This window comes from Nitrospirota bacterium (assembly GCA_037386965.1).
Classification (GTDB): domain Bacteria; phylum Nitrospirota; class Thermodesulfovibrionia; order Thermodesulfovibrionales; family JdFR-86; genus JARRLN01.
The window spans coordinates 23,325-43,992 of the sequence record JARRLN010000026.1; the positions used below are offsets into that span (position 1 = coordinate 23,325).

Here is a 20,668-nt window from a genome sequence, read left to right on the forward strand (position 1 = left end):
ACATGGGGACGCTCTTGAGCCTGGCGGCCTACGCGGCCTGGGCCTTCTTCGTGGCGCGGCTCTGCCGGCACGGCGTCCTCTGGGTGAGGCGCCGGGGAGCGGCGGAAACGGGCGAGACCACGGTTGCCGGCGTGGTGATGGCCTTCGTCGACGTGGTTTTTCTGAGGAGGCTTTTTCTGGTGAACAAGGTCCTCTGGATAGGGGAGTGGGTCTTTCACGTATCGTTCGTCCTGGTGCTGCTGAGGCACCTGAGGTTCTTCTTCGACCCGGTGCCGGGGTGGGTCGCGGCGGTGCAGACGCCGGGGGTGTATGCGGGGTACGCCCTGCCTGTTTCGCTGGCCTATATCCTTCTGGTGAGGCTCACTCTGGAAAGGCGAAAGTACGTGTCCTCGTACAATCTCTTCCTTACCGGGACGCTCTTTCTCATCGGGCTTACCGGTGTTCTTCAGCGCACCGTGCTCTGGACCGACGTGGTGGCGACGAAGGAGTTTGCGCGGGGAATCCTGGCGCTGAGCCCCGCCGGTGCTCCCCAAAACCCCGTATTCCTCGCGCATTTCGTTCTGGTCCTCGTTTTGCTGGTTACCCTGCCCACGCACATATTCACGGCCCCCTTCGTGACCTACGAGGCCTGGCGGCAGGAGGAAGGGGTCAAGAGGCTTCTCCATGATGACTGAAGAAAGGTTCACGACGTGCCTCTCGGGCGCGGAGCTTCGCGAGCTGGACGCCTGCACGCAGTGCGGCGAGTGCCTGAAGTTCTGCCCCGTCCAGGAGGTCACGGGCGACCCCACGGTCTCCCCGCCCGAGAAGATACGCATGTTCAGGGAGTTCATCCGGGCCACCGAGTCCCTGAAGGCACGGCTTTTCGGCCCGCGGGAGGTTGACCGCGAGCTCCTCGAGCACTTCGTCAAGGCCGTCTACGAGTGCACGACCTGCGGGGCCTGCGGGCAGGCCTGCACCGTGGGCATACACACGCAGCGCCTCTGGCCCATGCTGAGGCGGGAGATGGTCAGGCGCGGCCTCGGCCCCCTGGGTCCGCAGAGCGCCTTGCCCGGTGTGGTCCAACGGACGGGAAACATCTACGAGAAACCCGCGTCGGAGCGCTATGGCTGGTTCCCCGATGGCGTAGCCGTGGCTGAGGAGGCGGAAATTGCCTATTACGCCGGCTGCACGGGCGCTTACGAGGCACAGCCCATGGTGCGGGGGGATGCGCTCGTTCTGGGGGCCGTCGGCGAGCCCTTCACGATGCTCCCGCCCGAGGAGGAGGTCTGCTGCGGCTTTCCGCTCTTCATCACCGGACAGCACGACATGCTGGAGGGCCTCGTGAAACGGCTCGTCCAGGCGTACAGGGCCAGGGGGGTTCGCACGCTCCTGTGCTCCTGTCCCTGCTGCGTGAACATGATGGCGCGGGACTGGCCCCTCTTTTACGGAGAGCGGCTGCCCTTTAAGGTCCGGCACATAAGCCAGTTCGCGGCTGAAGCGATGCGGCGGGGGAGGCTCCGGCTTGCCCGGCGGCTTCCCGATGAGAGGCTCATCTATCACGACCCCTGCTATCTGAGCCGGGGGGTGGGCGTTACCGAGGAGCCGCGTCAGGTCCTCCGGGGCATCCCGGGAGCCACACTCCTTGAGTTTGAGCGCAACCGCGAGGACTCCCGGTGCTGCGGGGCCGGCGGGGCGGCCAGGAAGATCTATCACGAAAACGCCGTAGCCATCGCGCGGCTTTCCATAGACGAAGCGGCGGCCAAAGGTGCGGACAGGCTTGTCCTGAGCTGCCCGGCCTGCTACAGCAAGCTGAACGAGGCCCTGGAGGGGCACGAGCGGCAGGTGCGGATAACCGACCTCATGGAGCTCGTGGGGAGCCTGCTGTGAGCCACTTCTCCATCGTATGCAGAAACTGCGGGAAGGTCCTCCCGCAGGTCTACTGTGCCTTCTGCGAGCACTGTACGGGCTCCCTCCTGGTCACCCGCTACAAGGAAGCCCGCTTCCGTGAAGGCGACAGGGCTCGGGGCGTCTGGCGGTTCAACTGGCTGCCGGTGCACTCCCCGCGGGGGATACCCCAGTCCGGGCCGGTGGTCTACCGCTCGGAGGGCCTTGCCCGGCGGCTGGGCCTCCGGGAGCTCTGGGTCGCCTTTAACGGGTACTGGCCCGAGCGCGGGGCCCTCATCGAAACCTGCACCTTCAAGGAGTTCGAGGCGGCCGTGGTGCTGGCCAACGCCCGGGAGAACGGCGTGGCGGGCCTGACGGTGGCCAGCGCGGGCAACACCGCCCGCGCCTTTGCGCATCTGTCGCAGAAGACGGGCTACCCCGTGACCATCGTGGTGCCCAGCATGTGCCTGCAGGATATGTGGTATCTGGAGACCTCCTCTCTGGTGCCCACCATGGTCATCGAGGACGGCGACTACTCCGACGCCATCGACGTGGCCCGCCGGTTCTCCCTGATATCGGGCATGCCGTTCGAGGGTGGGGTGAAGAACGTGGCCAAGCGTGACGGGCTGGGCATCGTGATGCTGGAGGCGGTCTCGGCCATGGGCAGGATGCCCGGCCACTACGTGCAGGCCGTGGGAAGCGGCGCGGGGGCCATAGCAGCCTGGGAGATGTCCGAGCGCTTCCTTCGGGATGGCCGCTTCGACGGCAGGCTGCCCCGGCTTCACCTGGCCCAGAACCTTCCCTTTGCCCCCATGAGCAAGGCATGGCAAAGGGGAAACCGGGAAATGGACCCCGCGGACCTGGAGGCCTCGCTCATCGCCTGCATATCCACCCGGGTGCTCTCCTCCCGCTACCCGGCCTACGGCGTCAGGGGAGGGGTTTACGACGCGTTGACGGCCACGGGCGGGAACATGTACGCTGTGACAAACGAAGAGATGGCCGAGGCCCGGGACCTCTTCGAGGAGTGCGAGGGGGTGGACATCGTGCCGGCGGCGGCGGTGGCCGTGGCCGCCCTGGGGAAGGCCGTCACGCAGGGGGCCATGGGCGACGGGGAGCCCGTGCTCCTGAACATAACCGGAGGCGGGGAGAAGAGGCTCAAGGAGCAGAAGAAAACCTATGCCGTGGGAGGCGAACGCATCTCCAAGGACATCTCCGATGCGGGCATCGAGGAACTGCTGTGCGGAGCCCTGAAGAGGAACTCCTCGAGATAATCAAGGCCTCGGGGGTGGACCTCCTGCTGACCCTGCCCTGCGACCGCGTGAAGGCGTTTATCGGCCTGGCCGACCGCTACCTGTCCCGCCTGCCCCTTACGCGCGAGGAAGAAGGCGTGGGCATCGCCGCGGGGGCCGCTCTGGCGGGCCGGAGGCCCGCCATGGTGGTGCAGAGCTCCGGGGTGGGAAACATGGTCAACGCCCTCCTGTCCCTCACGCGGTTCTACGAGCTGCCGCTGGCCCTCTTCATAAGCCATCGGGGGGTGTACAGGGAGGGCATCGCCGCTCAGGTGCCCATGGGCCGGGCCCTTCCGGGCCTTCTCGAGGCCATGCATATCCCCTTCTCTACCCTCAAGTCCCCCGAAGAGTTTTCCCGGGTCGGGGAGGCGCTCGAGAGCCTCTATCGCGAGGGCCGCATCCATGCCTTTCTCCTGGTCCCTTCGATCTGGGAGGGCTCGGAGGCCGAGGCCCCCGTGCGTCAGGACCGCCCGTACTGCGAGCCCGCGGAGGTCGGCGCCCGGCCCGCCTGTCCGCCTGCGGGGATGAGGCGTTATGAGATTATCCAGGCCCTACGGCCCGCCCTGGAGGGCAACGTCGTGGTCTCGAACCTGGGGGTGCCCTCCAAGGAGCTTTACCACGTGCTGCCCCAGCCGTCGAACTTCTACATGCTGGGCAGCATGGGCATGGCCACCCCCATCGGCCTGGGGCTGGCTCTTTCCACCCCGGGGCGCGTCTTCGTGATAGACGGGGACGGCAGCCTGCTCATGAACCCCGGCACCCTGGCCACGGCCGCCCTGGCCGCGCCGGAGAACCTCACCGTGCTCTGCGTGGACAATGCCTCCTACGGCTCCACGGGGGAGCAGCCCACCCTGACCGGGACATGCGTGGACCTGGAGGCGGTGGCCCGGGGCATGGGCATAAAGCGGACGGCTCGCGTCTGGGAGCGGGAGGGCCTCCTTGAGGCTGCGCGGAGGACCGACGGGCCGCTTTTCATCCATGCGCTGGCCCGCCCCGGTAACGCCAGGGTGCCGGACATCCCGCTTTCGGCCGGGGAGATAAAGGGCCAGCTCATGGGGTTTCTGTCCCGCACACCGAGGGCTTCCTGAAAGAAGAAACCCTTACAGCCGCCCGGTTTGCCGGTAGTCCCTGACGTAGAGCTTGAGAGCGCGTGCGATGAGCCAGTCCAGGGAGACACCGTGCTCTCCAGCTATGGAGATGAGGCTGTCCAGGATTTCCTTCTCCAGTCCCTCCGGAGACGGGGCTTCCGGGGCCCCTTCTTCTTCTTTTCCTTTCCCTTCCGCGGGCTCTTCCCCGGAGCGCTTCTTCTGCTCCCGGGCCAGCAGGCGGGTAAGCTCTTGCACGTCGCCCGAGGAGGCCGCCCTCAGCAGCTCTTCGGAAGCGGGGCCCGCGGGCCTCTCTTCGCCGTCCGGCTCGCCGCGGCCCTCCTTCTTCTCCTTTTTTCCCTTCTTGTGGCCGTGGCGGTCGTGGTGCCCGGAGCCTCCGTGCGCACCGCCTGTGCCCATCACCATTTCGGCCAGCTTCCGAGCCATGGGGTTATCCGGAAGCTCCTGGTCAAGGAACTCCTCCAGCCGCCCCTGGGCCATGGCGTGGTGCATGTGCTCGGCCAGGAGGTCCGGCCGGCGGTCCTCTTCGCCCTCGAAATGGCGCTTCCTCCCGAAGGGCCCCTTGCGGGGCGGCTCCGGAAGCTTCCTTTCGCCGGGTTTGTCTTTCTTACTCATACTAACCAGTTAGTTTTTCTTTTCGCATTGAAGCCTTGAAAAAAACTTTATACTCCATGCGCTTTAGGGCATTGATACGTAAACTATATCATGCTGCCGGTAGTAATAGTCGTTACCCCGTTCAGAGCTCGCCCCGCTGGGTGATGAGCCCCTCGCTGTAGTGTTCCCCCTCGCCGTGGATGCGCCTGATGAGGGAGGTATCGAAAATCTCTTCCAGGCTTGGCTCCCGGTCTATGTAGCCGAGGCGCTTCATGGCGCTTACGAACCGGGCGGTGCAGGCCATGTAGCCCTCGGTAAGCTGGGTGCAGTAGCGGGGCGAGATGGCCAGGGTCTCCATGATGAAGTTCTCGTCCACCACCCCCACGTGGCCGGCGATGGTGCGGGCGGCCAGGTCCACCTGGGTGCGGAGAAAGTCCGTTGCCTCTTCGTGGAGCCGGAGGAAGCTTTCGACCCGCTCGGGCTCGCTGGCCAGAAACTCCCCCCTGGCCAGGATGCCGTAGCTGGGGTTCTCCGGCCAGATGAGGGAAGGGGGATAGAGCACTTTTCCCCGGGCAAACACCATGACGGCCGCGGCCAGGGCCGGGGTACCGAAGGCGGCCTGTATGTCGTCCCTGGCCAGCGCATCGACGAGGAAATCGGCCCAGGGGACGTTCTTTACCGTGACATCCTCCCGAAGTCCGTAGTGCTCCAGGGCGTCGGCCAGGATGACGTCGTGGATGGAGCCCCGTCCGGGCACCCCTATGGCCTTGCCCCTGAGCTGAACGAGCACGTCTCCCAGGTACTCCCTCTCGGGATGGCCCTCAAGGTCGGCCCGCCCCACCATGACCGTGCCCTCCTCGTGGCCTCCGGCCACGCAGAGGATGTCCGCTCCCCTGGCTATTCCCACGATGGCGGGAGGAAGGCCCACGTATCCCAGGTCGAGCTTTCCCTCTTCCATGGCCTTGACGATGGCCGGACCGGTCCCGAAGAGCTCCCACTGGGGCTCCTCGCCCAGGTGTTCGGCTAGGTCCTCCCGGGCCATGAGGAGTATCGCCGTGTGGTAGAAGGTGGAGAGATGCCCTATGCGAAGCGGCCTCGCCATGCCCTAGTACTCTATCCCCTCCCGCGCCGGAACGCCCGCCCTGGAGGGGTGCTTGATATCCTTCATCTCGGTCACCTGGTCGGCCAGGGCGATGAGCTCTTCCGGTGCGCCCCGCCCCGTAAGGACCAGTTCGAGCCCCTCGGGCTTCGCCCTCAGGAACTCTTCCGCCTCCTCCATCGTGATGAGGTCCCGGGAGAGGAGGTTGTTGAACTCGTCCAGGACGGCGAGGTCGAACCGGGGGAGCATGGCGGCAAGCTCCGCGAGGGCCTCCAGGGCCTCCCGCCGTATCTCGCCGCGGTCGGCTTCGGGGTGGAAGTGGGGGGAGAGGACCCTCTCGAACCGGATGACCTCGACGCCGATTTCTTTTAATATCTCCGTCTCTCCCCCGGGACCGCTCTTCATGAACTGGGCGAAGAGCACCCGGAGCCCCCGGCTCCGGGCGCGCACGGCCAGGCCCACGGCGCTCGTGGTCTTTCCCTTGCCGTCCCCTGTATAGACCTGGAGCAGACCCTTATGCAATAGACCCCCTGACGTGTCCGTGACGTGCCAAATCATCGCGGCAAATCTTTTCCTTAAGGATAACAGAAACGCCGGGCTGGGGAAATGCTCCCCGGCTTCTCGCCGCGGATACTTTGTGATAGACTATGCTCCATGGCACGCGAACCCGAACTCACCAGGGAGAAGCTGGAGGCCCTCTTCAGGGAAGGGGGCACCGGCGTCATGACCAGCGCAAGCGCCGAGGGCAGGGTCAACGCGGCCATCTACGCACGCCCCCACGTAACCGAGGAGGGCACCCTGGCCTGGGGCATGACGGAGGGGCGCACCCTCCGCAACGTCAAGGAGAACCCCAGCGCCCTGTTTTTGTACATGAACCCCGGCGTGGGATATGCGGGCGTCCGGGTGGCCCTCAGGAGAGAGAGGCTGGAGACCGCGGGGCCGCTTCTCGATGAGATACGCCAGAGGACGGAGGAGCTGGTGGGCCCCGAGGTGGCCCGCCGGGTGGTCTATGTGGCCTATTTCTCCGTCACCGAGGTCCGGCCCCTGGTCTGAGGGCTTCCCTTTTTGCGCGCCCGCGCTATAATGAAAGTCAGATGAAGACGGCAATCTTTGCCTTATTGCTCGTTGCGGGATTTTTTGCCGCGGCCCGGGCCGGAAGCGAGAAGATGGCCGAAAAGCCGAAGGAGGTCGAGACAGCCACCTTCGCCGGCGGATGTTTCTGGTGCATGCAGCCGCCCTTCGACAAGGTGCAGGGGGTGCTTTCCACCACCGCGGGCTACACCGGCGGGCAGAAGGACAACCCCACCTACGAAGAGGTCTCCTCCGGCACGACGGGGCACGCCGAGGCGGTGGAGATAAAGTACGACCCCTCCAAGGTGAGCTACGAAAAGCTGCTGGACATCTTCTGGCACAACATAGACCCTGTGGCCCGGGACCGGCAGTTCTGCGACGAGGGCTCGCAGTACCGCAGCGCCATCTTCTACCACGACGAGGAACAGAAGCGCCTGGCCGAGAAGTCCAAGGAGGAGCTTGAGCACTCCGGCCGGTTCGACCGGCCCATCGCCACCCAAATTGTCCCGGCCGGGAAGTTCTGGCCCGCCGAGGAGTACCACCAGGACTACTACAAGAAAAACCCCATCCGCTACAAGTTCTACCGCTTCTCGTGCGGGAGGGACAGAAGGCTCAAGGAAATCTGGGGAGGGGACTGAGCCCTCCCGGTGCCGCTGCCCGTTTCCGTACCCCTCGCAAGCGATGACATGCCGTTGACTTCTCCCCGGCGCTGGGGCAGAATAGGCGCATCATGGAGAAGCCCTCCGACGAGCACCGCGAGACCGGAAGGCGGATGGAGGAGATTTACCGGTCGCTCCCCGAGGGGGAGATCCCCTGGGTCCGGGAGGAGCCGCCGGAGCTTCTGAGAGAGCTTGTGGAGGCCCACAAGCTCGGCCCCCGCGGGGCCCTGGACATCGGGTGCGGGACCGGCTCCTACTCCCTTTACCTGGCGCGCAAGGGGTTTGACGTGACGGGGGTGGACGTCTCGTCCTCGGCTATCGAGCGGGCCAAGGAGAAGGCCGCCCAGAGCGGGCTTCCGGTGCGTTTCCTCGCGGCGGACATGGCCGGAGACGTCCCTGGCCTGACCGGCAGCTTCGATTTCATCCTGGAGTGGATGATCATGCACCACATCCTGCCCCCCGAGCGCCCCCGGTATCTGGCAAACGTCCGCGCCCTCGCCGGGAAGGGGGCCGGGTATCTCTCGGTGAGCTTCAGCGCGGAGGATACGACGTTCGGCATTCCACCGGAGGGGAAGTGGAGAAAGAGCCCCATGGGCCCCACGGTATACTGCTCGGGACTGGAGGAGCTGAAGGACTTCTTCGCCCCACAGTTCGAGATAATGGAAAGCCGCGTCGTCGGTATCCCGGGCAGGACGGACCTCCGGTTCAGGGCCAATTACCTCTGGATGAGGAGGCGCTGAACCCAGGGATGAAATGGTGAGCCGGGCAGGGAGATTTTTCCTTTAGCCCTCCAGGGCTTCCACGCGGCGCAGGTACGTGCTCATATCGAATTTGGCCCTCAGGCCCGCCGCGCTCATGTAGCGGACCTTTCCGTATATGGGCCGCTCCTTCCATGCCCGGTCATGGAGGCCCCCGATGCTCCAGAGAATCCCGGCATAACCGTTGGGGTCTCTGCCGTCCAGCTCGTAGGTGTCATTGAGGGAGACGGCCGTCTCGATTGCTTCGTCGGGTGATTCCGTCCATTCGAGCATCTTCTTTGCCCAGTACATTCTCATGTACCCGTGCATTTTCCCGGTATTCACCATCTCCTTTTGTGCGGCGTTCCAGAAGGGGTCGTGGGTACGGGCATTCTCGAGCTCTGCACGCGCGTAGATGTGCGGCCTCCTGTCCCTGCGGTGCTTATCCAGGCTCCGCCTGGCCCATTCAGGCAATCCGTTTAGGTTGTCGTAATCGGGGTTGTAATGACAGAAATTATCGGACAGCTCCCTCCGTACCAGAAGCTCTTCCATGAATGCGGCCCTTGCTTCGGCGGGCGCCCCGCTTTTTTGGACCTCCAGGGCGACGCGTGCAGCGGAAAGCTGGCCGAAATGGAGATACGGCGAAAGGCCCGACTGGCCCTCCTTGGAAGGGTCGTTCCTGTCCCGTTCGTAACGGGCGAGTCCGGATGCGAGAAAAGCGGCCAGGGCCTTTCTGCCGGCGTTTTCGCCGGGGGCGGGCCGGAGGAGCTCGGAAACGGACCTGTCCACATCGAGTGAGCGCGAGACTGCTTCCCACCGGATTGTCTTGAGCCTTTCCCGCCAGATATGGGGGTGCTTTTTGAGGCGGGGAAATGCGACGAGATAACGGGGGATGAGACGTTTTAGCTTGGGCCTGAAGGTATACGCCGCATATTCCTGTTTCAAAGAGGCGGCCCAACAGGGGACGACGTTATGGGCGTCCACTACATGCAAGGGGATTTCCGTTTTGGAGGCGACCCCGCTTTCCCATTCCTTCTTGATGCGGAGGGGGTTGAAGTCGCAAACCAGGAGCCCGGCCCGTGTTCGATGCAAGAAACCGGGTAGGACGTCCGGAGGGTTGCCCCGGAGAAGAAAAAAGGGGATATTCTTCCGGCTCAGCGCGCCCTCGAGCTCTCGAAGCCCCTTGAGCATGAAGCCGTAATGCCGGAGGTTGGCCCCGAGATAATCATTCGCCAGGGAAAAAGACACCAGGAGGGGAACCTTCTTTTTCATGGCCATGTCCTGCGCGTAGAGAAGCGCCCAGTTGTCCAAAGCCCTCTGGTCCCTGCTCATCCAATACACGACGGGACCCGCGCTCGGCTCCCCTCCTCGCATCCGCACGGCCCTATCTCTATTCATGAGCGGTTTTACTCCTGCGGGGTGAGGATGAGCCTGGATGTATCATAGCCCTGTTCCCTTAACCGGGCCAGGATTTTCCGGTAGGTTTCCGGGTCCATTTTCTTTGTCCTGCCGAGTATCCACACGTACTTCCTTTTTGGATGTCCCACGACGGCATATTCATAGGAGTCGCCGAGGTCGATTATCCAGTAATCCCCCGAAAAGGGCCAGAAGAACGATACCTTGAGCTTTGCGTTCGTTTCCCGGTCCGAAACCCGGGCCGTGCCCCTGACGGACCGCAGTTTGCCCTGAAAGGTCCTGTCGTAACATTCGTTGAGCACGGTTATTTTCCCGTCCTCCCTCACGGTGTACGTGGCCCTGCTGCCGACGCAGCCCTCCTGAAACGTGTTCGGATACCTGGCGATTTCGTACCACAGTCCCGCATAGCGATTCACATCCACAAAAGGGACCACGTCGGGAGGGTTCATGGGTCGTTCTTTCGTTTCCGCGCACGAAAAGGCCAACGCCAGGAGCAGTAAGGCGGCCGTCCTCTTCATTTGTCCTTTACCTCGAGGAGTGCTCTGGGGCCTGGTTTTGAAATGAGCCGCGCGGTGAGGCGTCCCTCTTTGTATTTCCGCCCTCTCATGAGAGGGCACGCCGGAACGCAATAGACGCACGCACGAGGAAAACGGCTAAGCAGGCGACACCGCGGCGTCTATCTGCTCAAGCACCCCTCGTGCCCTCCGGCCCACCCTTTCCCAATACGCGTCTGCCGGTTCGGACTCCGGCTTCCTCTGCAGGAAATCCTCGACCTCTCTGCCAATCTTTCTGAGTTGGCGGGACCTGTTTTCCTCGTCCAGGGGTTTTTCGCCCTGCAATTTCCGGCCGCCTTCGCGGAACCCCTCGGGGTAGTACCAGTCCTTGAACCAGGTAAAACCCACCCGGAGCATCTTATAGCCAAGCCGCGTAACGGCTTCCGGAAAGCCCCGTTTCAAGCCGACCGCGGTCTCTTCGTCATGGAGGTATTCCACGAACAGCTTGCCGCCGCCGGAAAGGCTCTTCGCGAAAAACCCGAGGAGGGCGTCCTCCAGGGCGGAGTCCACATAGCCGATTTCCGTGTTTCCGAGTTTGACGCTCTCCCTGACGTTGTAAAGCTCCGTCCAGGGCCTGTAGTATTCTCCCGCACCGGAGAACATCTTGCACATCATCAGGTAGGCATCGTCCCCGCCCCTTCTTACGCGCACTTCGGCGTCGACCATCCCGGCGCCGCCCCCGTGAGCCCCGACCGCGTAGACGTGCAGGTCGCCGGCGGCGAGCCCTTCGGCCAGATCCTCATAGGCGCTCATGCTTTTCCACTCCGGGAATACCTTTCCGTTTCCGAGCCCGCCTGCTTCTTCGCGCTCTACTGCTTGAACCTGTCCTTGAGCTTGTCCATGAGTTTCGGCATCGTCGTGTACTCCAGGTCCTCGAGTCCCAGCCTGTGAGGCTCGAAGGGGCCGTGCCGCCTCAGGTACTCCGTAATCGTGACGGCCTGCTGCCTCGTCCCGTCAAACGCCGGGTCGTCGAACATGTCGCGCGGCCCCACCAGCTTGCCCCCGGAGAGCTGGAAGCCTGCGGCGATGACCCTCGGGGGGCCGTCGAACCTGGAAGGATGCGCCGTCTCGAACGAAACCGGCATGAGAGGACCGTGGTGGGAGCCCCTCATCCATCCCTCCACCATATGGGAGAACGAGAAGGCCTCGAGCACTTCGCCGACGGCCGGAAGGCCCGACTGGCACCGGACGACGACCACCGGGTCGTCCTTGCCGACATAGCGCCCGGCCACCAGGCTCAGCTTCTGGGTGGACGCCGCGACGGCGACCATGCCGTCGCTTTTCCGGTACACATTCTTCAGCATGAAGCGCCCCGGCGCGCCTATGAACATCAGCAGGTCGTACATGTCCTCGGGACAGGTCAGTTCAATCGTTTTCTGCTCCTTCACGTCCAGCACTTCGAACCTGAAGCCCTCGTGCATCGCCGGGTCGATGACCAGTCCGGGGCTGTTGAAGGGGTCGGCGAACATCCGGAAAAGGGGCAGGTTCCACGCCCCGGGGGAGCACTTGTCCCCCATGAACACAATCACCGGCTCGCTCTTGCGCTCCTCGATTTCCATCTCGGCCACGCCCGGCCCCATTCCTTTGACGTTGCCGCTGAAGGCGTCGGAGAGAAGGTCCTGTCCCGCGCCGTAGAGCTTGAGCCCTTTGGCCACCTCGGTGCAGGTTTCAAACGTGTCCCAGGACAGTTTGTGGACTTTTTCGTCGTCCATGCCGTGGGGGTGCGTCATGATGAGCTCGAGGTCGTCGCCGCAGTGCATGACGCGGAAGTCCGTGAGGGTCCCCGCACCGACGGCCTCGTTCAGCTTCTCTTGGGCTTTCTTCATCAGGTCGGGATGAATCGAGGTATGGCCGACAAAACCCCCGACATCGGCCTTGATGACGCTTAGAGTAATCATAACGGCCTCCCTGAGCGACGTACTCTTTTCCTGTACAAATCTTTTCACAAAGGGCGGGGCCTGTCAATTCGGCCCGGTGCGGAAGGATTCCGAAAGGGCTTGTGGCGAAAGAGTAATCTGCCGTAAGGGATGCCCCACGATAAGGGGAGCCGACGCCCGCGGTGCCCTCGACCCTTCGGGTTCATTTTGCCCGGGGGAAATGCCGGACATCTCCCGACCGGTCTGCCGTGGCCCATGGAGGTGCCTCTTCCGGGCGTGACAGCCGCCTTCGTGCAGGGAAGCGAGAAAAACAGTCGACAGCGCCCCTCGCCCGAACGAATTTCTCCGGGTCCGGCCTTTTTTGAAGCCGGATGATGTCTCTGTGATAGGTGTCACGGCCTGGGAGTTGTCCTTGATGTACATTGTCCATATAGAAGGACGTATTTCGTCCCTCACGGGAGAAAGTGGTGTTTTCCGAAGGGATGCGATGAACGACCGGAGGTGGACCTGAGATGTTCACAGACGAGGAGCGCCGCATCCTGATGGACGTACTGGACACGTCGCAAGACGGTATCTGCATTTTCGACATGAACTTTGCGATGATAGCGGCCAACAGTGCCGTGAAGAAGTGGTACGAGCGCCACGAGCCGCTTGCGGGAAGGAAATGCCATGAGATCTTCCGCGGCAAGAGCTTACCCTGTGAAAACTGCACTATCGGAGAGACGATGGATGGGGGGGAAGCCTACCGTCAATTCATCCAGTTTGCCCGTGAGGACGGGGGTGAGGGGTGGCTGGAGGTTCGCGCGGAAAGATACGTGAACACCGCCAGCGGGGAGGTGAAGGGGTTTGTCACGTATTTGCGCGACGCGACGGAAAAACTGTCCCTCCAGCAGGAGACCGTCCGTTCCGCGCAACTGGCATCGGTGGGAGAGCTTGCCGCGGGCGTGGCGCATGAGATCAACAACCCCATAAACGGCATCATTAACTACGCGCAGATTTTGGCCAACAGGCTGCCCCCGGGCGAGAACAAGAGCATCGCGATGCGGGTCATCCGCGATGGGGACAGGATTTCCCGCATCGTCAGGGGCCTCCTTTCCTTTACACGGCACCAGCGGGACACGAAGCACTACGTCAGCATGCGGGACATTATCGGGGAGGTCCTCTCCCTGACCGGGGCTTACGTCAGACGGGACGGGATCGACCTGCGCATCGTCATCCCGGACGACCTGCCCGACGTCCATGTCATTCCCTACCAGGTGGAACAGGTTTTCCTCAACATCATCAATAATGCCCGCTATGCCTTGAACGAGAGATTCCCCAAGTCCGACGAAAGGAAAATCCTGGAAATACGATGCGAGCTCTGCGAAAACGCGGGAAGGACATGTGTCCGCACGGACATGTGCGACTTCGGCGTCGGCATCCCCGAAGACCTCCTCGAAAAGGTCATGACGCCTTTCTTTACGACGAAGAAAGGCGGGGAGGGAACCGGGCTCGGGCTCAGCATCAGCAAGAACATCATTCTTCACCACGGAGGGTTTTTCTCCATCGAGAGCCGGGAAGGGGAGTATACACGGGTCTCCATAGAGCTGCCGGCCGGGGAGATGCAGTGAACGAGCGCATCCTGGTCGTTGACGACGAGGAAAGCATCCGGTTTACGTTCTCGGCTTTCCTATCCGACGCGGGCTATGACGTCAGCACGGCGGCGGAGCGCGATGAGGCCTTGACCCTTCTGTCTTCCGAAACGTTCGACCTGATTTTCATGGACGTCATTCTGCCGGGCTGTTCCGGCCTGGACTTCCTCAAGGAGATAAAGGAAGCGCGCCCTCTGTGCCCCGTCGTCATCATCACGGGGGCGCCCTCGGTGGATACGGCGAGCGAGGCGGTGCGTCTCGGGGTCTACGACTACGTGATGAAGCCCATCCGGCAGAACACTCTCCTGAGGATTACCGGCATGGCCCTCAGGCACAAGGTCCTCGTCGAGGAAAAGGAAAGAAACAGGGCCAACCTGGACGCCATCGTCACCGGGCTCAGGGACGGCGTGCTCATGGTGGGGCCCGACACCACGGTCCTCGAGGACAACCGGGCCCTTCATTCGATTTGCGGACACTGGGACGGCCACTTGAGAGGAGAGAGGTACGACGGGGTCATGGGCAGCCGCTGTAGGGGTTGCCTGGGCGTGATAGCGGAGACCCTTCGCACCGGCAGGCCCGTTGACACGGGGCGCATCGAGTGCACGGGGCACAAGAGGGTCGTCTCCCTGTCATGCACGCCGCTGGTCGATTTCGACCACTCGTTGCTCGGTGCGGTGCTGCTTGTGCGCGATGAGACGCGGGTGGCTGCGCTGGAGAGGAGGCTCGAGGAGCGCGACCACTGCGGCGTCATGGTCGGCAAGAGCGACCGGATGAAGGAGGTATACAGCCTCGTCGAGGCGGTTTCCACGGTGGACTCCACGGTGCTCGTCACCGGGGAGAGCGGGACGGGCAAGGAACTCGTTGCGGACGCCATCCACAGGAAAAGCGGCCGCAGGGGAAAGCCCTATATCAAGGTGAACTGCTCCTCGCTGCCGGAGAACCTCCTTGAGAGCGAGCTCTTCGGACACGTGAAGGGCTCATTCACCGGCGCGGTCAGCGACCGCCTGGGCAGGTTCCGGGCCGCCGACGGCGGGACCATCTTCCTCGACGAAATCGGGGACATTCCCCCGGCTCTGCAGCTCCGGCTGCTGCGCGTGCTGCAGAACAGAGAAGTGCAGCCCGTGGGCGCCTCAAGGCCGGTTCCGGTCGACGTGCGCGTCATAGCGGCGACCAACAGGGATTTGAGGACGACGGTGAAAAGGCAGACCTTCAGAGAGGACCTTTACTACCGGCTGAAAGTCGTCGAAATCCGGGCGCCGGCTCTCAGGGAGCGGCGCGAGGACATAGAGCCCCTTGTCGCCCACTTCCTCGGCAAATTGAACGACAAGCTCGGAAAACACATCGAGGGCGTTTCAGAGGACGCCCTCAGCGCGTTCACGAGCTATGACTGGCCGGGAAACGTCAGGGAGCTGGAACACGTAATCGAGCGCGCCCTGGTCATTACGAGAAACGGGATCATCACGACCGACGATCTCCCTCCCGAGCTCTGTTGCTTCAGGACGCCTCTCCTGCCCTCATCGGAAGACGAAAGAGAGAAGATACTGCACGCCCTGCGGAAGTCCGCCTGGAACAAGACCAGGGCTGCACGGCTTCTGGGCATGAGCCGGCGCACCATCTACAGGAAGCTCAGCGAACACGACATCTCGACCGCCGACGCGTAGGCGCGACAGGTCCAGCGTGTGCCTGGCACAATTTGTGCCTTGGCACACCGGCACCCTTCTCCCCAAACCGCAGTATTCTTTCAAGGCGGCTTAAACGCCCGTCTTTTCAGCTTTCCCTCGCCCCGCCGCGGACGTTCCGGCCATGGCATCCTTTTTGAATTGTCTCTGTGAGTGGTTTGGTGGAAAGGAAAACATGGTGAAACGTGCAACGTCCGACGAAAGGCTGGCATGCAGGGTGCTCATCATAGGTGAGGAGATACTGCGCCTGAACATTCTCAAGGAAAGCCTCAACGGCGCGGGGTACGAGGTTTATGTGACCGACTCCGTGGTACGGGCGAAATCCCTTTCCGAATTTCTGAACTTTCACGCCCTCGTCGTGGTCTTGGGGAAAAACGTCTTGAACATGGAGGCTGCATTGCGGCTTATCCGGGGAATAAAAAGTCTGCATCCCGAGATACGGACGATACTGGCCGGTGCGGAGGACGCGTGCAGGCAGCGGGGGACGGTACAGGACGTCGATGTCTGCCTTTCCTTCCCGTGGAGATTGAGCGAGTTGCGCAATGCCCTCGAATGCCGGAACGGACGGGCCGAGGACGGCTGAAGGAGAACCCGGCATGAGGCTTACGAGAAGAATGCAAACGCGGGCGCCTTCTCCTCCTTACGAGATGGCCGCCATCCCGGCGGCGGAGCCCCGTCTGAGGGGATGTTCTCCGTTTCCAACATGTTCTCCCCGCCGCGGAAGGAGGGAGCTTTCATGAGGAAGTCTTCGTTTCTTCCCCTTGCTCTCATTATGCTTCCCCTCTGGGCCGCCGCCTTCCTGCAAGCCGAAAACGTGCGGTTGATGGCGGCGACGGGCGCATGGGGGGTTTCGCTTCTCCTTGTGATGCGGCACGTATCGCGGCGGCACCGGGACTTTGAGGCCGCCGCCGGTGAAGAGACCAGGAAGCTTGTGGACAACGCGACGAGCAACATTCTTCCGCTGGCCGAGATTCTCGAGGAGAAGAAGGCACTGCTTCCCGTCATGACGAATCAGCTGGGCGAGATCGTGCAGCACACGGAGCGAGCCGCCACGGACATCGGAGAGAGCTTTTCGAGCATCGTCCGGCGCGCCCGCCAGCAGGCCGAAGGCGTCTCGCTGGCCTTTGACAGGATGGCCGGCGAGGAGGGCGGCGAGTCTCTCCTTTCCATGAGCGGAAACGCCCTGCGGGACGTTATCGATAGCCTCAAGAGCATGGTGGTCGTCATCGACAGCGTACTCGCGGACATGCAATCCCTGCAGTCCCACGTCGATTCGGTCACCGACACCATGGGCGAAATAGAATACATTGCCGACCAGACGAACCTCCTTGCCCTGAACGCCGCCATCGAGGCGGCACACGCCGGCGAGCAGGGAAGAGGATTTGCCGTGGTGGCCGACGAAGTCCGGAAACTCTCGGGCAACTCCAGTGCCGCCGCAGCCAGAATCAGGCACGTCATCGCACAGATTACGGGGAGCCTGGCAACGATCCGGTCACACGCCGCCAAGAAGAACGCCGACTGCAAGGGCATATCCCACGGGGCGGAAAGCGTCGTGGACGAAGCCCTGATGCGTATCGACAACGTGCTCGGGAGGACGAAGAACGACCTGGACTCCCTGACGGGACAATCCGAGGCTCTGGCGCGAGACATAAGCGGAATCGTCGTATCCATGCAGTTTCAGGACATAACCCGTCAACGCATAGAACACGTGACGGGCCCTCTGGAAACCCTGACTGCGGAACTGGCGGCGATGGCCTCGGTCCTGCGCAGAGCGGGCGAGACGCCGTTGCATATGCAAGAGGGGGCCGATTTGGAGTGGCTCAAGGGCCTCTATACCATGCAGGCGGAACGGGACGTCATGGCCTCGACCGTGGGAGGAGAGGCCCCGGACGATGCGGATGAGAATACAGAGGTCGGCGCGGCGCGCAGGTACGGATTGCAGGATGCGGAAAACAACGTCACCATCTTCTGAGCGTACACGGAAACCGCCGCTGGCACGACAGAGGGAGGTGTCTCCATGAACGGGACGATATTGATAGTGGACGACTCGGTGTCCATACGGCAGCTCATGACCTTCACTCTCCGGGACGCGGGCTACTCCGTGGTCGAAGCGGCCAACGGGCCCGACGCCCTGAGCAAGGCCGCCTCGGGGGACATCGACATGGTCATCACGGACCTTCACATGCCCGACATGGACGGCATCGAGCTCATCACGCGGATGAAGACGTTCCCCCAGTTCCGGTACAAGCCTTTCCTCATGCTGACCACCGAGTCGCAGGAGACGAAAAAGCAGGAGGGGCGGGAGGCGGGGGCCTGCGGATGGATAGTCAAACCTTTCGCCCCCGAGCAGCTCGTGAAAGTGGTCCAGAAATTCATCAAATGAGCAAGGCCGGAGACATAACGGTCGAGGCACGGGGCGGCGCCTGCACCATCGGGCTTGCCGGTGCGTTGACCATCGAAATGCGGACCCCTCTTCGCGAGGTCTTGTTGAAGGAGCTTGCGGGATGCGAGACCCTGCGCCTGCGGATGAAGGACGTCACCAAGGTCGACCTGGCCTTCATCGAGCTTCTGTGCTCCGCGACGCTGACGGCCCTTGGGATGCAGAAGGCGATTTCGATGCAGGGCCCCATGCCGGAGGTACTGGCCGAGGCTCTGGCACGCGCGGGCTACGCGCGCCCGAGGGGCTGTAAAAACATCTGTGACGCCCGATGCATGTGGGTTCGGGCGGCTGACGGCTCCGAAGAGAAGACATGAGGGACCGCTATATCGATATTTTCAGGGAAGAAGCCCGGGAGCTCCTGGAGATTCTGGAGGAGGCTCTCCTGGAGCTCGAAGAGACCCCTGCGGACACCGAGCCCGTAGCGCGCGCGTTCCGTGCCCTGCATACCATCAAGGGCTCGGGTGCGATGTTCGGCTTCAAGAACATAGCCGCCCTGGCGCATGAAATGGAAGCGGTCTTTCAGGCCGTCCGTGCCGGTCGCGTGGCCGTCAGCAGAAATCTCGTGGACATGGGATTGGCCGTCCGGGATTGCATGCGCACGCTTCTCGAGGACCTGGAGTCCGAGGCCCAGGAAGTCCCGGCCGACCTCTTGAACGACATGCGGAGCCTTCTGGGCACGTCGGCCGCACCCCAGGGGGGCGGCCAGCCTTCCCCTTCCGGTGAGGAGCCGCACGGCTCTTCCGGGGAGACGACCTACCGCATCAGGTTCACACCGTCCCCGACGAGCTATACCCGCGGAGTCAATCCTGTTTTTCTCACCGACGAGCTGCGCGAAATGGGCAAGTGCTTCGTGGTGGCCCACGCGGACAGAATTCCTTCGCTGCCGGAGTTCGACGTGGAGCGGTGCTACACCTCGTGGGACGTCATCCTTACCACGGAGAAGGGCGCGGCGGCAATCCGCGACGTCTTCATCTTCGTCGAGGACGACGCCGAGCTGGTCATCGATGCGTTGTCCGAAGTGGATTCTGGTGAAGAGTCTGCCTACAAGCGGCTCGGCGAGATTCTCATGGAGCGCGGAAATATCTCCAGCGATGAGCTGAACGCGGTGCTCCGCGAGCAAGAACTCCTGGGTGAGATGCTCGTGGAAAGGGGCCTCGTCCGGGACGGCGCCGTGGATGCTGCATTGATGGAGCAGCACGTCATGCGCGAGAGGTTGAAGGAGCGCCGCGAACGGGACGAATCGCGCGTGGTGCGGGTGCCTTCACAAAAGCTCGACAAGCTGGTGGACCTCGTGGGAGAGCTGGTCACCGTGCAGGCGCAGCTTGCACAACACTCCACCGGAGAGGGCGCGGCGAATCTCCGCGGCGTCTCGGAGCAGATGGAAAGCCTTATCACCGAGTTGCACGACAACGCCATGAGCCTGCGGATGGTGCCCATCGGCTCGCTCTTCGGCAAGTTCCGGAGGCTGGTGAGGGACCTGTCCTCGGAGCTCGGCCGCGAGGTCGCCTTCGTCACCGAGGGGGAGGAGACGGAACTCGACAAGAACGTCATCGAGCGCCTGAACGAGCCTCTGGTGCATGTGATCCGAAACTGCATCGACCATGGCATCGAACCTCCCGACGTACGGGAAGGGAAGGGCAAGCCGCGCCAGGGCACCCTCCGCGTCCAGGCGATTCATTCCGGCTCGCACGTTGTCGTGGTTGTCGGTGACGACGGGGCGGGCCTGGATTTCGCATCCATACGGCAAAGGGCCGTCCAGGAGGGTTTGATAGCCCCGGACGCGCCGGTGCACGAGCAGGAGTTGAGCCAGTTCATCTTCGCACAGGGTTTCTCCACCGTCCGCTCCGTCAGCGAGGTCTCCGGCAGGGGGGTCGGCATGGACGTCGTCAAAAAGGGGGTGGAATCCCTGCGCGGGACCGTGGAGGTGCAAAGCGAGGAGGGAAAGGGGACGGCGTTCATTCTCAGACTGCCCCTCACCGTCGCCATAATCGAAGGGCTCCTGGTGCGGGTCGGGCCGGAGCGTTTCGTCTTTCCTCTGGCCTCGGTGGAGGAATGCATCGAAGTCAGCCAGGTGGAGATGTCCTCCGACCTGCGCCGGCTTCTGAGCCTCCGCGGACACCCGCTGCCCTATGTTGTCCTGAGGGAGGTCTTCGGCAGCAACGGCAGTGTCCCTCTCGTTCAACAGGTCGTGGTATCGAACGTCGGAGGAGACGAGGTCGGTTTTGTGGTCGATGAAGTCATCGGCGAGCACCATACGGTCATCAAGCCCCTGGGGGCAGCCTTCAAGAAGATGCAGGGGTTCTCGGGGGCGACGATTCTGGGAGACGGCTCCATTGCCTTGATCATAGATGCCGCACGGCTATACGAACACCTCGATAATTCCAAAGGCGGCGCATGCGAGCGCGTCCCGTCTGGGTGAAGGAAAGGAGAAGCACATGGCAACTGAGACGTCAATCAGCTCTACGCAGTACCTGAGTTTTACGCTGGGCAATGAAATCTTCGCTCTGGAGATAGCGAAGGTGCGGGAGGTGCTGGACCTGACGAGCATCACGAAGGTGCCGCAGACCCCGGAGTTCATGCGGGGGGTGATCAACCTGAGGGGGGGCGTGGTGCCGGTGGTGGACCTGAGGCTGAAGTTCGGGATGCCCCGGAC

At 62.9% G+C, this 20,668-nt stretch carries 22 protein-coding genes; 15 read left to right on the plus strand and 7 right to left on the minus strand.

Annotated elements, in window-relative coordinates; translation table 11 throughout:
- Positions 1 to 2 precede the first annotated feature (2 nt).
- From P8Y39_05320 to comD, 4 genes are read left to right on the plus strand one after another with little or no spacing between them, the layout of a single operon-like run.
- Entirely contained in the window at positions 3 to 674 is a 672-nt protein-coding gene (locus P8Y39_05320) for a hypothetical protein (protein MEJ2191756.1), read from the plus strand.
- Positions 664 to 1,866 carry a (Fe-S)-binding protein gene (locus tag P8Y39_05325; GenBank protein MEJ2191757.1) on the plus strand — a complete coding sequence of 401 codons (1,203 nt, stop codon included), beginning with the start codon at positions 664 to 666 and terminating at the stop codon, positions 1,864 to 1,866. Before P8Y39_05320 ends, P8Y39_05325 begins: the two co-directional genes overlap by 11 nt.
- Positions 1,863 to 3,134: a cysteate synthase gene (locus P8Y39_05330; protein MEJ2191758.1), complete on the plus strand. Its 1,272-nt coding sequence runs from the start codon at positions 1,863 to 1,865 to the stop codon at positions 3,132 to 3,134. The genes P8Y39_05325 and P8Y39_05330 overlap by 4 nt, the downstream gene beginning before the upstream one ends.
- Positions 3,101 to 4,240: a sulfopyruvate decarboxylase subunit alpha gene (gene comD, locus P8Y39_05335; GenBank protein MEJ2191759.1), complete on the plus strand. Its 1,140-nt coding sequence runs from the start codon at positions 3,101 to 3,103 to the stop codon at positions 4,238 to 4,240. The genes P8Y39_05330 and comD overlap by 34 nt, the downstream gene beginning before the upstream one ends.
- Before the next feature lie 12 nt (positions 4,241 to 4,252).
- Here comD and P8Y39_05340 read toward each other — a convergent pair whose 3' ends face one another.
- The 3 genes from P8Y39_05340 to P8Y39_05350 all read right to left on the minus strand — a co-directional run bounded on the left by P8Y39_05340 (position 4,253) and on the right by P8Y39_05350 (position 6,473).
- A complete protein-coding gene (locus P8Y39_05340) occupies positions 4,253 to 4,873 on the minus strand; it encodes a hypothetical protein (protein MEJ2191760.1) in 621 nt (206 codons plus the stop codon).
- A gap of 121 nt (positions 4,874 to 4,994) precedes the next feature.
- Positions 4,995 to 5,954: an ABC transporter substrate-binding protein gene (locus P8Y39_05345; protein ID MEJ2191761.1), complete on the minus strand. Its 960-nt coding sequence runs from the start codon at positions 5,952 to 5,954 to the stop codon at positions 4,995 to 4,997.
- A 3-nt stretch (positions 5,955 to 5,957) separates the two neighbouring features.
- Positions 5,958 to 6,473 carry a cob(I)yrinic acid a,c-diamide adenosyltransferase gene (locus tag P8Y39_05350; GenBank protein MEJ2191762.1) on the minus strand — a complete coding sequence of 172 codons (516 nt, stop codon included), beginning with the start codon at positions 6,471 to 6,473 and terminating at the stop codon, positions 5,958 to 5,960.
- A gap of 132 nt (positions 6,474 to 6,605) precedes the next feature.
- Between P8Y39_05350 and P8Y39_05355 the strand changes: the two genes are divergently transcribed.
- From P8Y39_05355 to P8Y39_05365, 3 genes are all read left to right on the plus strand, one after another.
- Positions 6,606 to 7,004 carry a pyridoxamine 5'-phosphate oxidase family protein gene (locus tag P8Y39_05355; protein MEJ2191763.1) on the plus strand — a complete coding sequence of 133 codons (399 nt, stop codon included), beginning with the start codon at positions 6,606 to 6,608 and terminating at the stop codon, positions 7,002 to 7,004.
- Between the two features lie 41 nt (positions 7,005 to 7,045).
- Entirely contained in the window at positions 7,046 to 7,660 is a 615-nt protein-coding gene (msrA, locus tag P8Y39_05360; protein MEJ2191764.1) for a peptide-methionine (S)-S-oxide reductase MsrA, read from the plus strand.
- A gap of 92 nt (positions 7,661 to 7,752) precedes the next feature.
- Positions 7,753 to 8,421: a class I SAM-dependent methyltransferase gene (locus tag P8Y39_05365; protein MEJ2191765.1), complete on the plus strand. Its 669-nt coding sequence runs from the start codon at positions 7,753 to 7,755 to the stop codon at positions 8,419 to 8,421.
- Positions 8,422 to 8,463: 42 nt separating this feature from the next.
- Here the strand turns inward: P8Y39_05365 and P8Y39_05370 are convergent, their stop codons facing one another.
- The 4 genes from P8Y39_05370 to fbp form a co-directional block, all read right to left on the minus strand.
- Positions 8,464 to 9,816, minus strand: a complete 1,353-nt coding sequence (locus P8Y39_05370) for a deoxyribodipyrimidine photo-lyase (protein ID MEJ2191766.1) — start codon at positions 9,814 to 9,816, stop codon at positions 8,464 to 8,466.
- 8 nt (positions 9,817 to 9,824) lie between these two features.
- Positions 9,825 to 10,283 carry a lipocalin family protein gene (locus tag P8Y39_05375; protein MEJ2191767.1) on the minus strand — a complete coding sequence of 153 codons (459 nt, stop codon included), beginning with the start codon at positions 10,281 to 10,283 and terminating at the stop codon, positions 9,825 to 9,827.
- Positions 10,284 to 10,487: 204 nt separating this feature from the next.
- Complete coding sequence (locus P8Y39_05380; GenBank protein ID MEJ2191768.1) at positions 10,488 to 11,141, minus strand: DUF1122 family protein; 654 nt, start codon at positions 11,139 to 11,141, stop codon at positions 10,488 to 10,490.
- Positions 11,142 to 11,197: 56 nt separating this feature from the next.
- The gene (gene fbp / locus P8Y39_05385) at positions 11,198 to 12,286 is read right to left on the minus strand and encodes a fructose-1,6-bisphosphate aldolase/phosphatase (protein MEJ2191769.1); all 1,089 of its coding nucleotides are present in this window, start codon (positions 12,284 to 12,286) and stop codon (positions 11,198 to 11,200) included.
- A gap of 491 nt (positions 12,287 to 12,777) precedes the next feature.
- Here fbp and P8Y39_05390 point away from each other — a divergent pair, with 491 nt between their 5' ends.
- The 8 genes from P8Y39_05390 to P8Y39_05425 all read left to right on the plus strand — a co-directional run.
- Positions 12,778 to 13,875, plus strand: coding sequence for an ATP-binding protein (locus P8Y39_05390; protein MEJ2191770.1), 1,098 nt, complete (start codon positions 12,778 to 12,780; stop codon positions 13,873 to 13,875).
- Entirely contained in the window at positions 13,872 to 15,557 is a 1,686-nt protein-coding gene (locus P8Y39_05395; protein MEJ2191771.1) for a sigma-54 dependent transcriptional regulator, read from the plus strand. The genes P8Y39_05390 and P8Y39_05395 overlap by 4 nt, the downstream gene beginning before the upstream one ends.
- 193 nt (positions 15,558 to 15,750) lie before the next feature.
- Positions 15,751 to 16,158 (plus strand): hypothetical protein, encoded by a 408-nt coding sequence (locus tag P8Y39_05400; protein MEJ2191772.1) that lies wholly within the window; start codon positions 15,751 to 15,753, stop codon positions 16,156 to 16,158.
- A gap of 153 nt (positions 16,159 to 16,311) precedes the next feature.
- Positions 16,312 to 17,547, plus strand: coding sequence for a methyl-accepting chemotaxis protein (locus tag P8Y39_05405; GenBank protein MEJ2191773.1), 1,236 nt, complete (start codon positions 16,312 to 16,314; stop codon positions 17,545 to 17,547).
- A gap of 45 nt (positions 17,548 to 17,592) precedes the next feature.
- On the plus strand, positions 17,593 to 17,958 hold the full coding sequence (locus P8Y39_05410; protein ID MEJ2191774.1) for a response regulator: 366 nt from the start codon (positions 17,593 to 17,595) through the stop codon (positions 17,956 to 17,958).
- Positions 17,955 to 18,329: an STAS domain-containing protein gene (locus P8Y39_05415; protein ID MEJ2191775.1), complete on the plus strand. Its 375-nt coding sequence runs from the start codon at positions 17,955 to 17,957 to the stop codon at positions 18,327 to 18,329. The genes P8Y39_05410 and P8Y39_05415 overlap by 4 nt, the downstream gene beginning before the upstream one ends.
- Positions 18,326 to 20,434, plus strand: a complete 2,109-nt coding sequence (locus tag P8Y39_05420) for a chemotaxis protein CheA (GenBank protein MEJ2191776.1) — start codon at positions 18,326 to 18,328, stop codon at positions 20,432 to 20,434. Before P8Y39_05415 ends, P8Y39_05420 begins: the two co-directional genes overlap by 4 nt.
- Before the next feature lie 16 nt (positions 20,435 to 20,450).
- Positions 20,451 to 20,668 (plus strand): chemotaxis protein CheW (locus P8Y39_05425; protein MEJ2191777.1); only part of this gene is annotated, 218 nt, incomplete at its 3' end.

Excerpts from the sequence above, each read along its gene's own strand:
- P8Y39_05320 (MEJ2191756.1), top strand. The coding sequence starts at position 3 with ATGGGGACGCTCTTGAGCCTGGCGGCCTACGCGGCCTGGGCCTTCTTC.
- P8Y39_05325 (MEJ2191757.1), top strand. The coding sequence starts at position 664 with ATGATGACTGAAGAAAGGTTCACGACGTGCCTCTCGGGCGCGGAGCTT.
- P8Y39_05340 (MEJ2191760.1), bottom strand. The coding sequence starts at position 4,873 with ATGAGTAAGAAAGACAAACCCGGCGAAAGGAAGCTTCCGGAGCCGCCC.
- P8Y39_05345 (MEJ2191761.1), bottom strand. The coding sequence starts at position 5,954 with ATGGCGAGGCCGCTTCGCATAGGGCATCTCTCCACCTTCTACCACACG.
- P8Y39_05355 (MEJ2191763.1), top strand. The coding sequence starts at position 6,606 with ATGGCACGCGAACCCGAACTCACCAGGGAGAAGCTGGAGGCCCTCTTC.
- msrA (MEJ2191764.1), top strand. The coding sequence starts at position 7,046 with ATGAAGACGGCAATCTTTGCCTTATTGCTCGTTGCGGGATTTTTTGCC.
- P8Y39_05365 (MEJ2191765.1), top strand. The coding sequence starts at position 7,753 with ATGGAGAAGCCCTCCGACGAGCACCGCGAGACCGGAAGGCGGATGGAG.
- P8Y39_05370 (MEJ2191766.1), bottom strand. The coding sequence starts at position 9,816 with ATGAATAGAGATAGGGCCGTGCGGATGCGAGGAGGGGAGCCGAGCGCG.
- P8Y39_05375 (MEJ2191767.1), bottom strand. The coding sequence starts at position 10,283 with ATGAACCCTCCCGACGTGGTCCCTTTTGTGGATGTGAATCGCTATGCG.
- P8Y39_05380 (MEJ2191768.1), bottom strand. The coding sequence starts at position 11,141 with ATGAGCGCCTATGAGGATCTGGCCGAAGGGCTCGCCGCCGGCGACCTG.
- fbp (MEJ2191769.1), bottom strand. The coding sequence starts at position 12,286 with ATGATTACTCTAAGCGTCATCAAGGCCGATGTCGGGGGTTTTGTCGGC.
- P8Y39_05390 (MEJ2191770.1), top strand. The coding sequence starts at position 12,778 with ATGTTCACAGACGAGGAGCGCCGCATCCTGATGGACGTACTGGACACG.
- P8Y39_05400 (MEJ2191772.1), top strand. The coding sequence starts at position 15,751 with ATGGTGAAACGTGCAACGTCCGACGAAAGGCTGGCATGCAGGGTGCTC.
- P8Y39_05405 (MEJ2191773.1), top strand. The coding sequence starts at position 16,312 with ATGAGGAAGTCTTCGTTTCTTCCCCTTGCTCTCATTATGCTTCCCCTC.
- P8Y39_05410 (MEJ2191774.1), top strand. The coding sequence starts at position 17,593 with ATGAACGGGACGATATTGATAGTGGACGACTCGGTGTCCATACGGCAG.
- P8Y39_05415 (MEJ2191775.1), top strand. The coding sequence starts at position 17,955 with ATGAGCAAGGCCGGAGACATAACGGTCGAGGCACGGGGCGGCGCCTGC.
- P8Y39_05420 (MEJ2191776.1), top strand. The coding sequence starts at position 18,326 with ATGAGGGACCGCTATATCGATATTTTCAGGGAAGAAGCCCGGGAGCTC.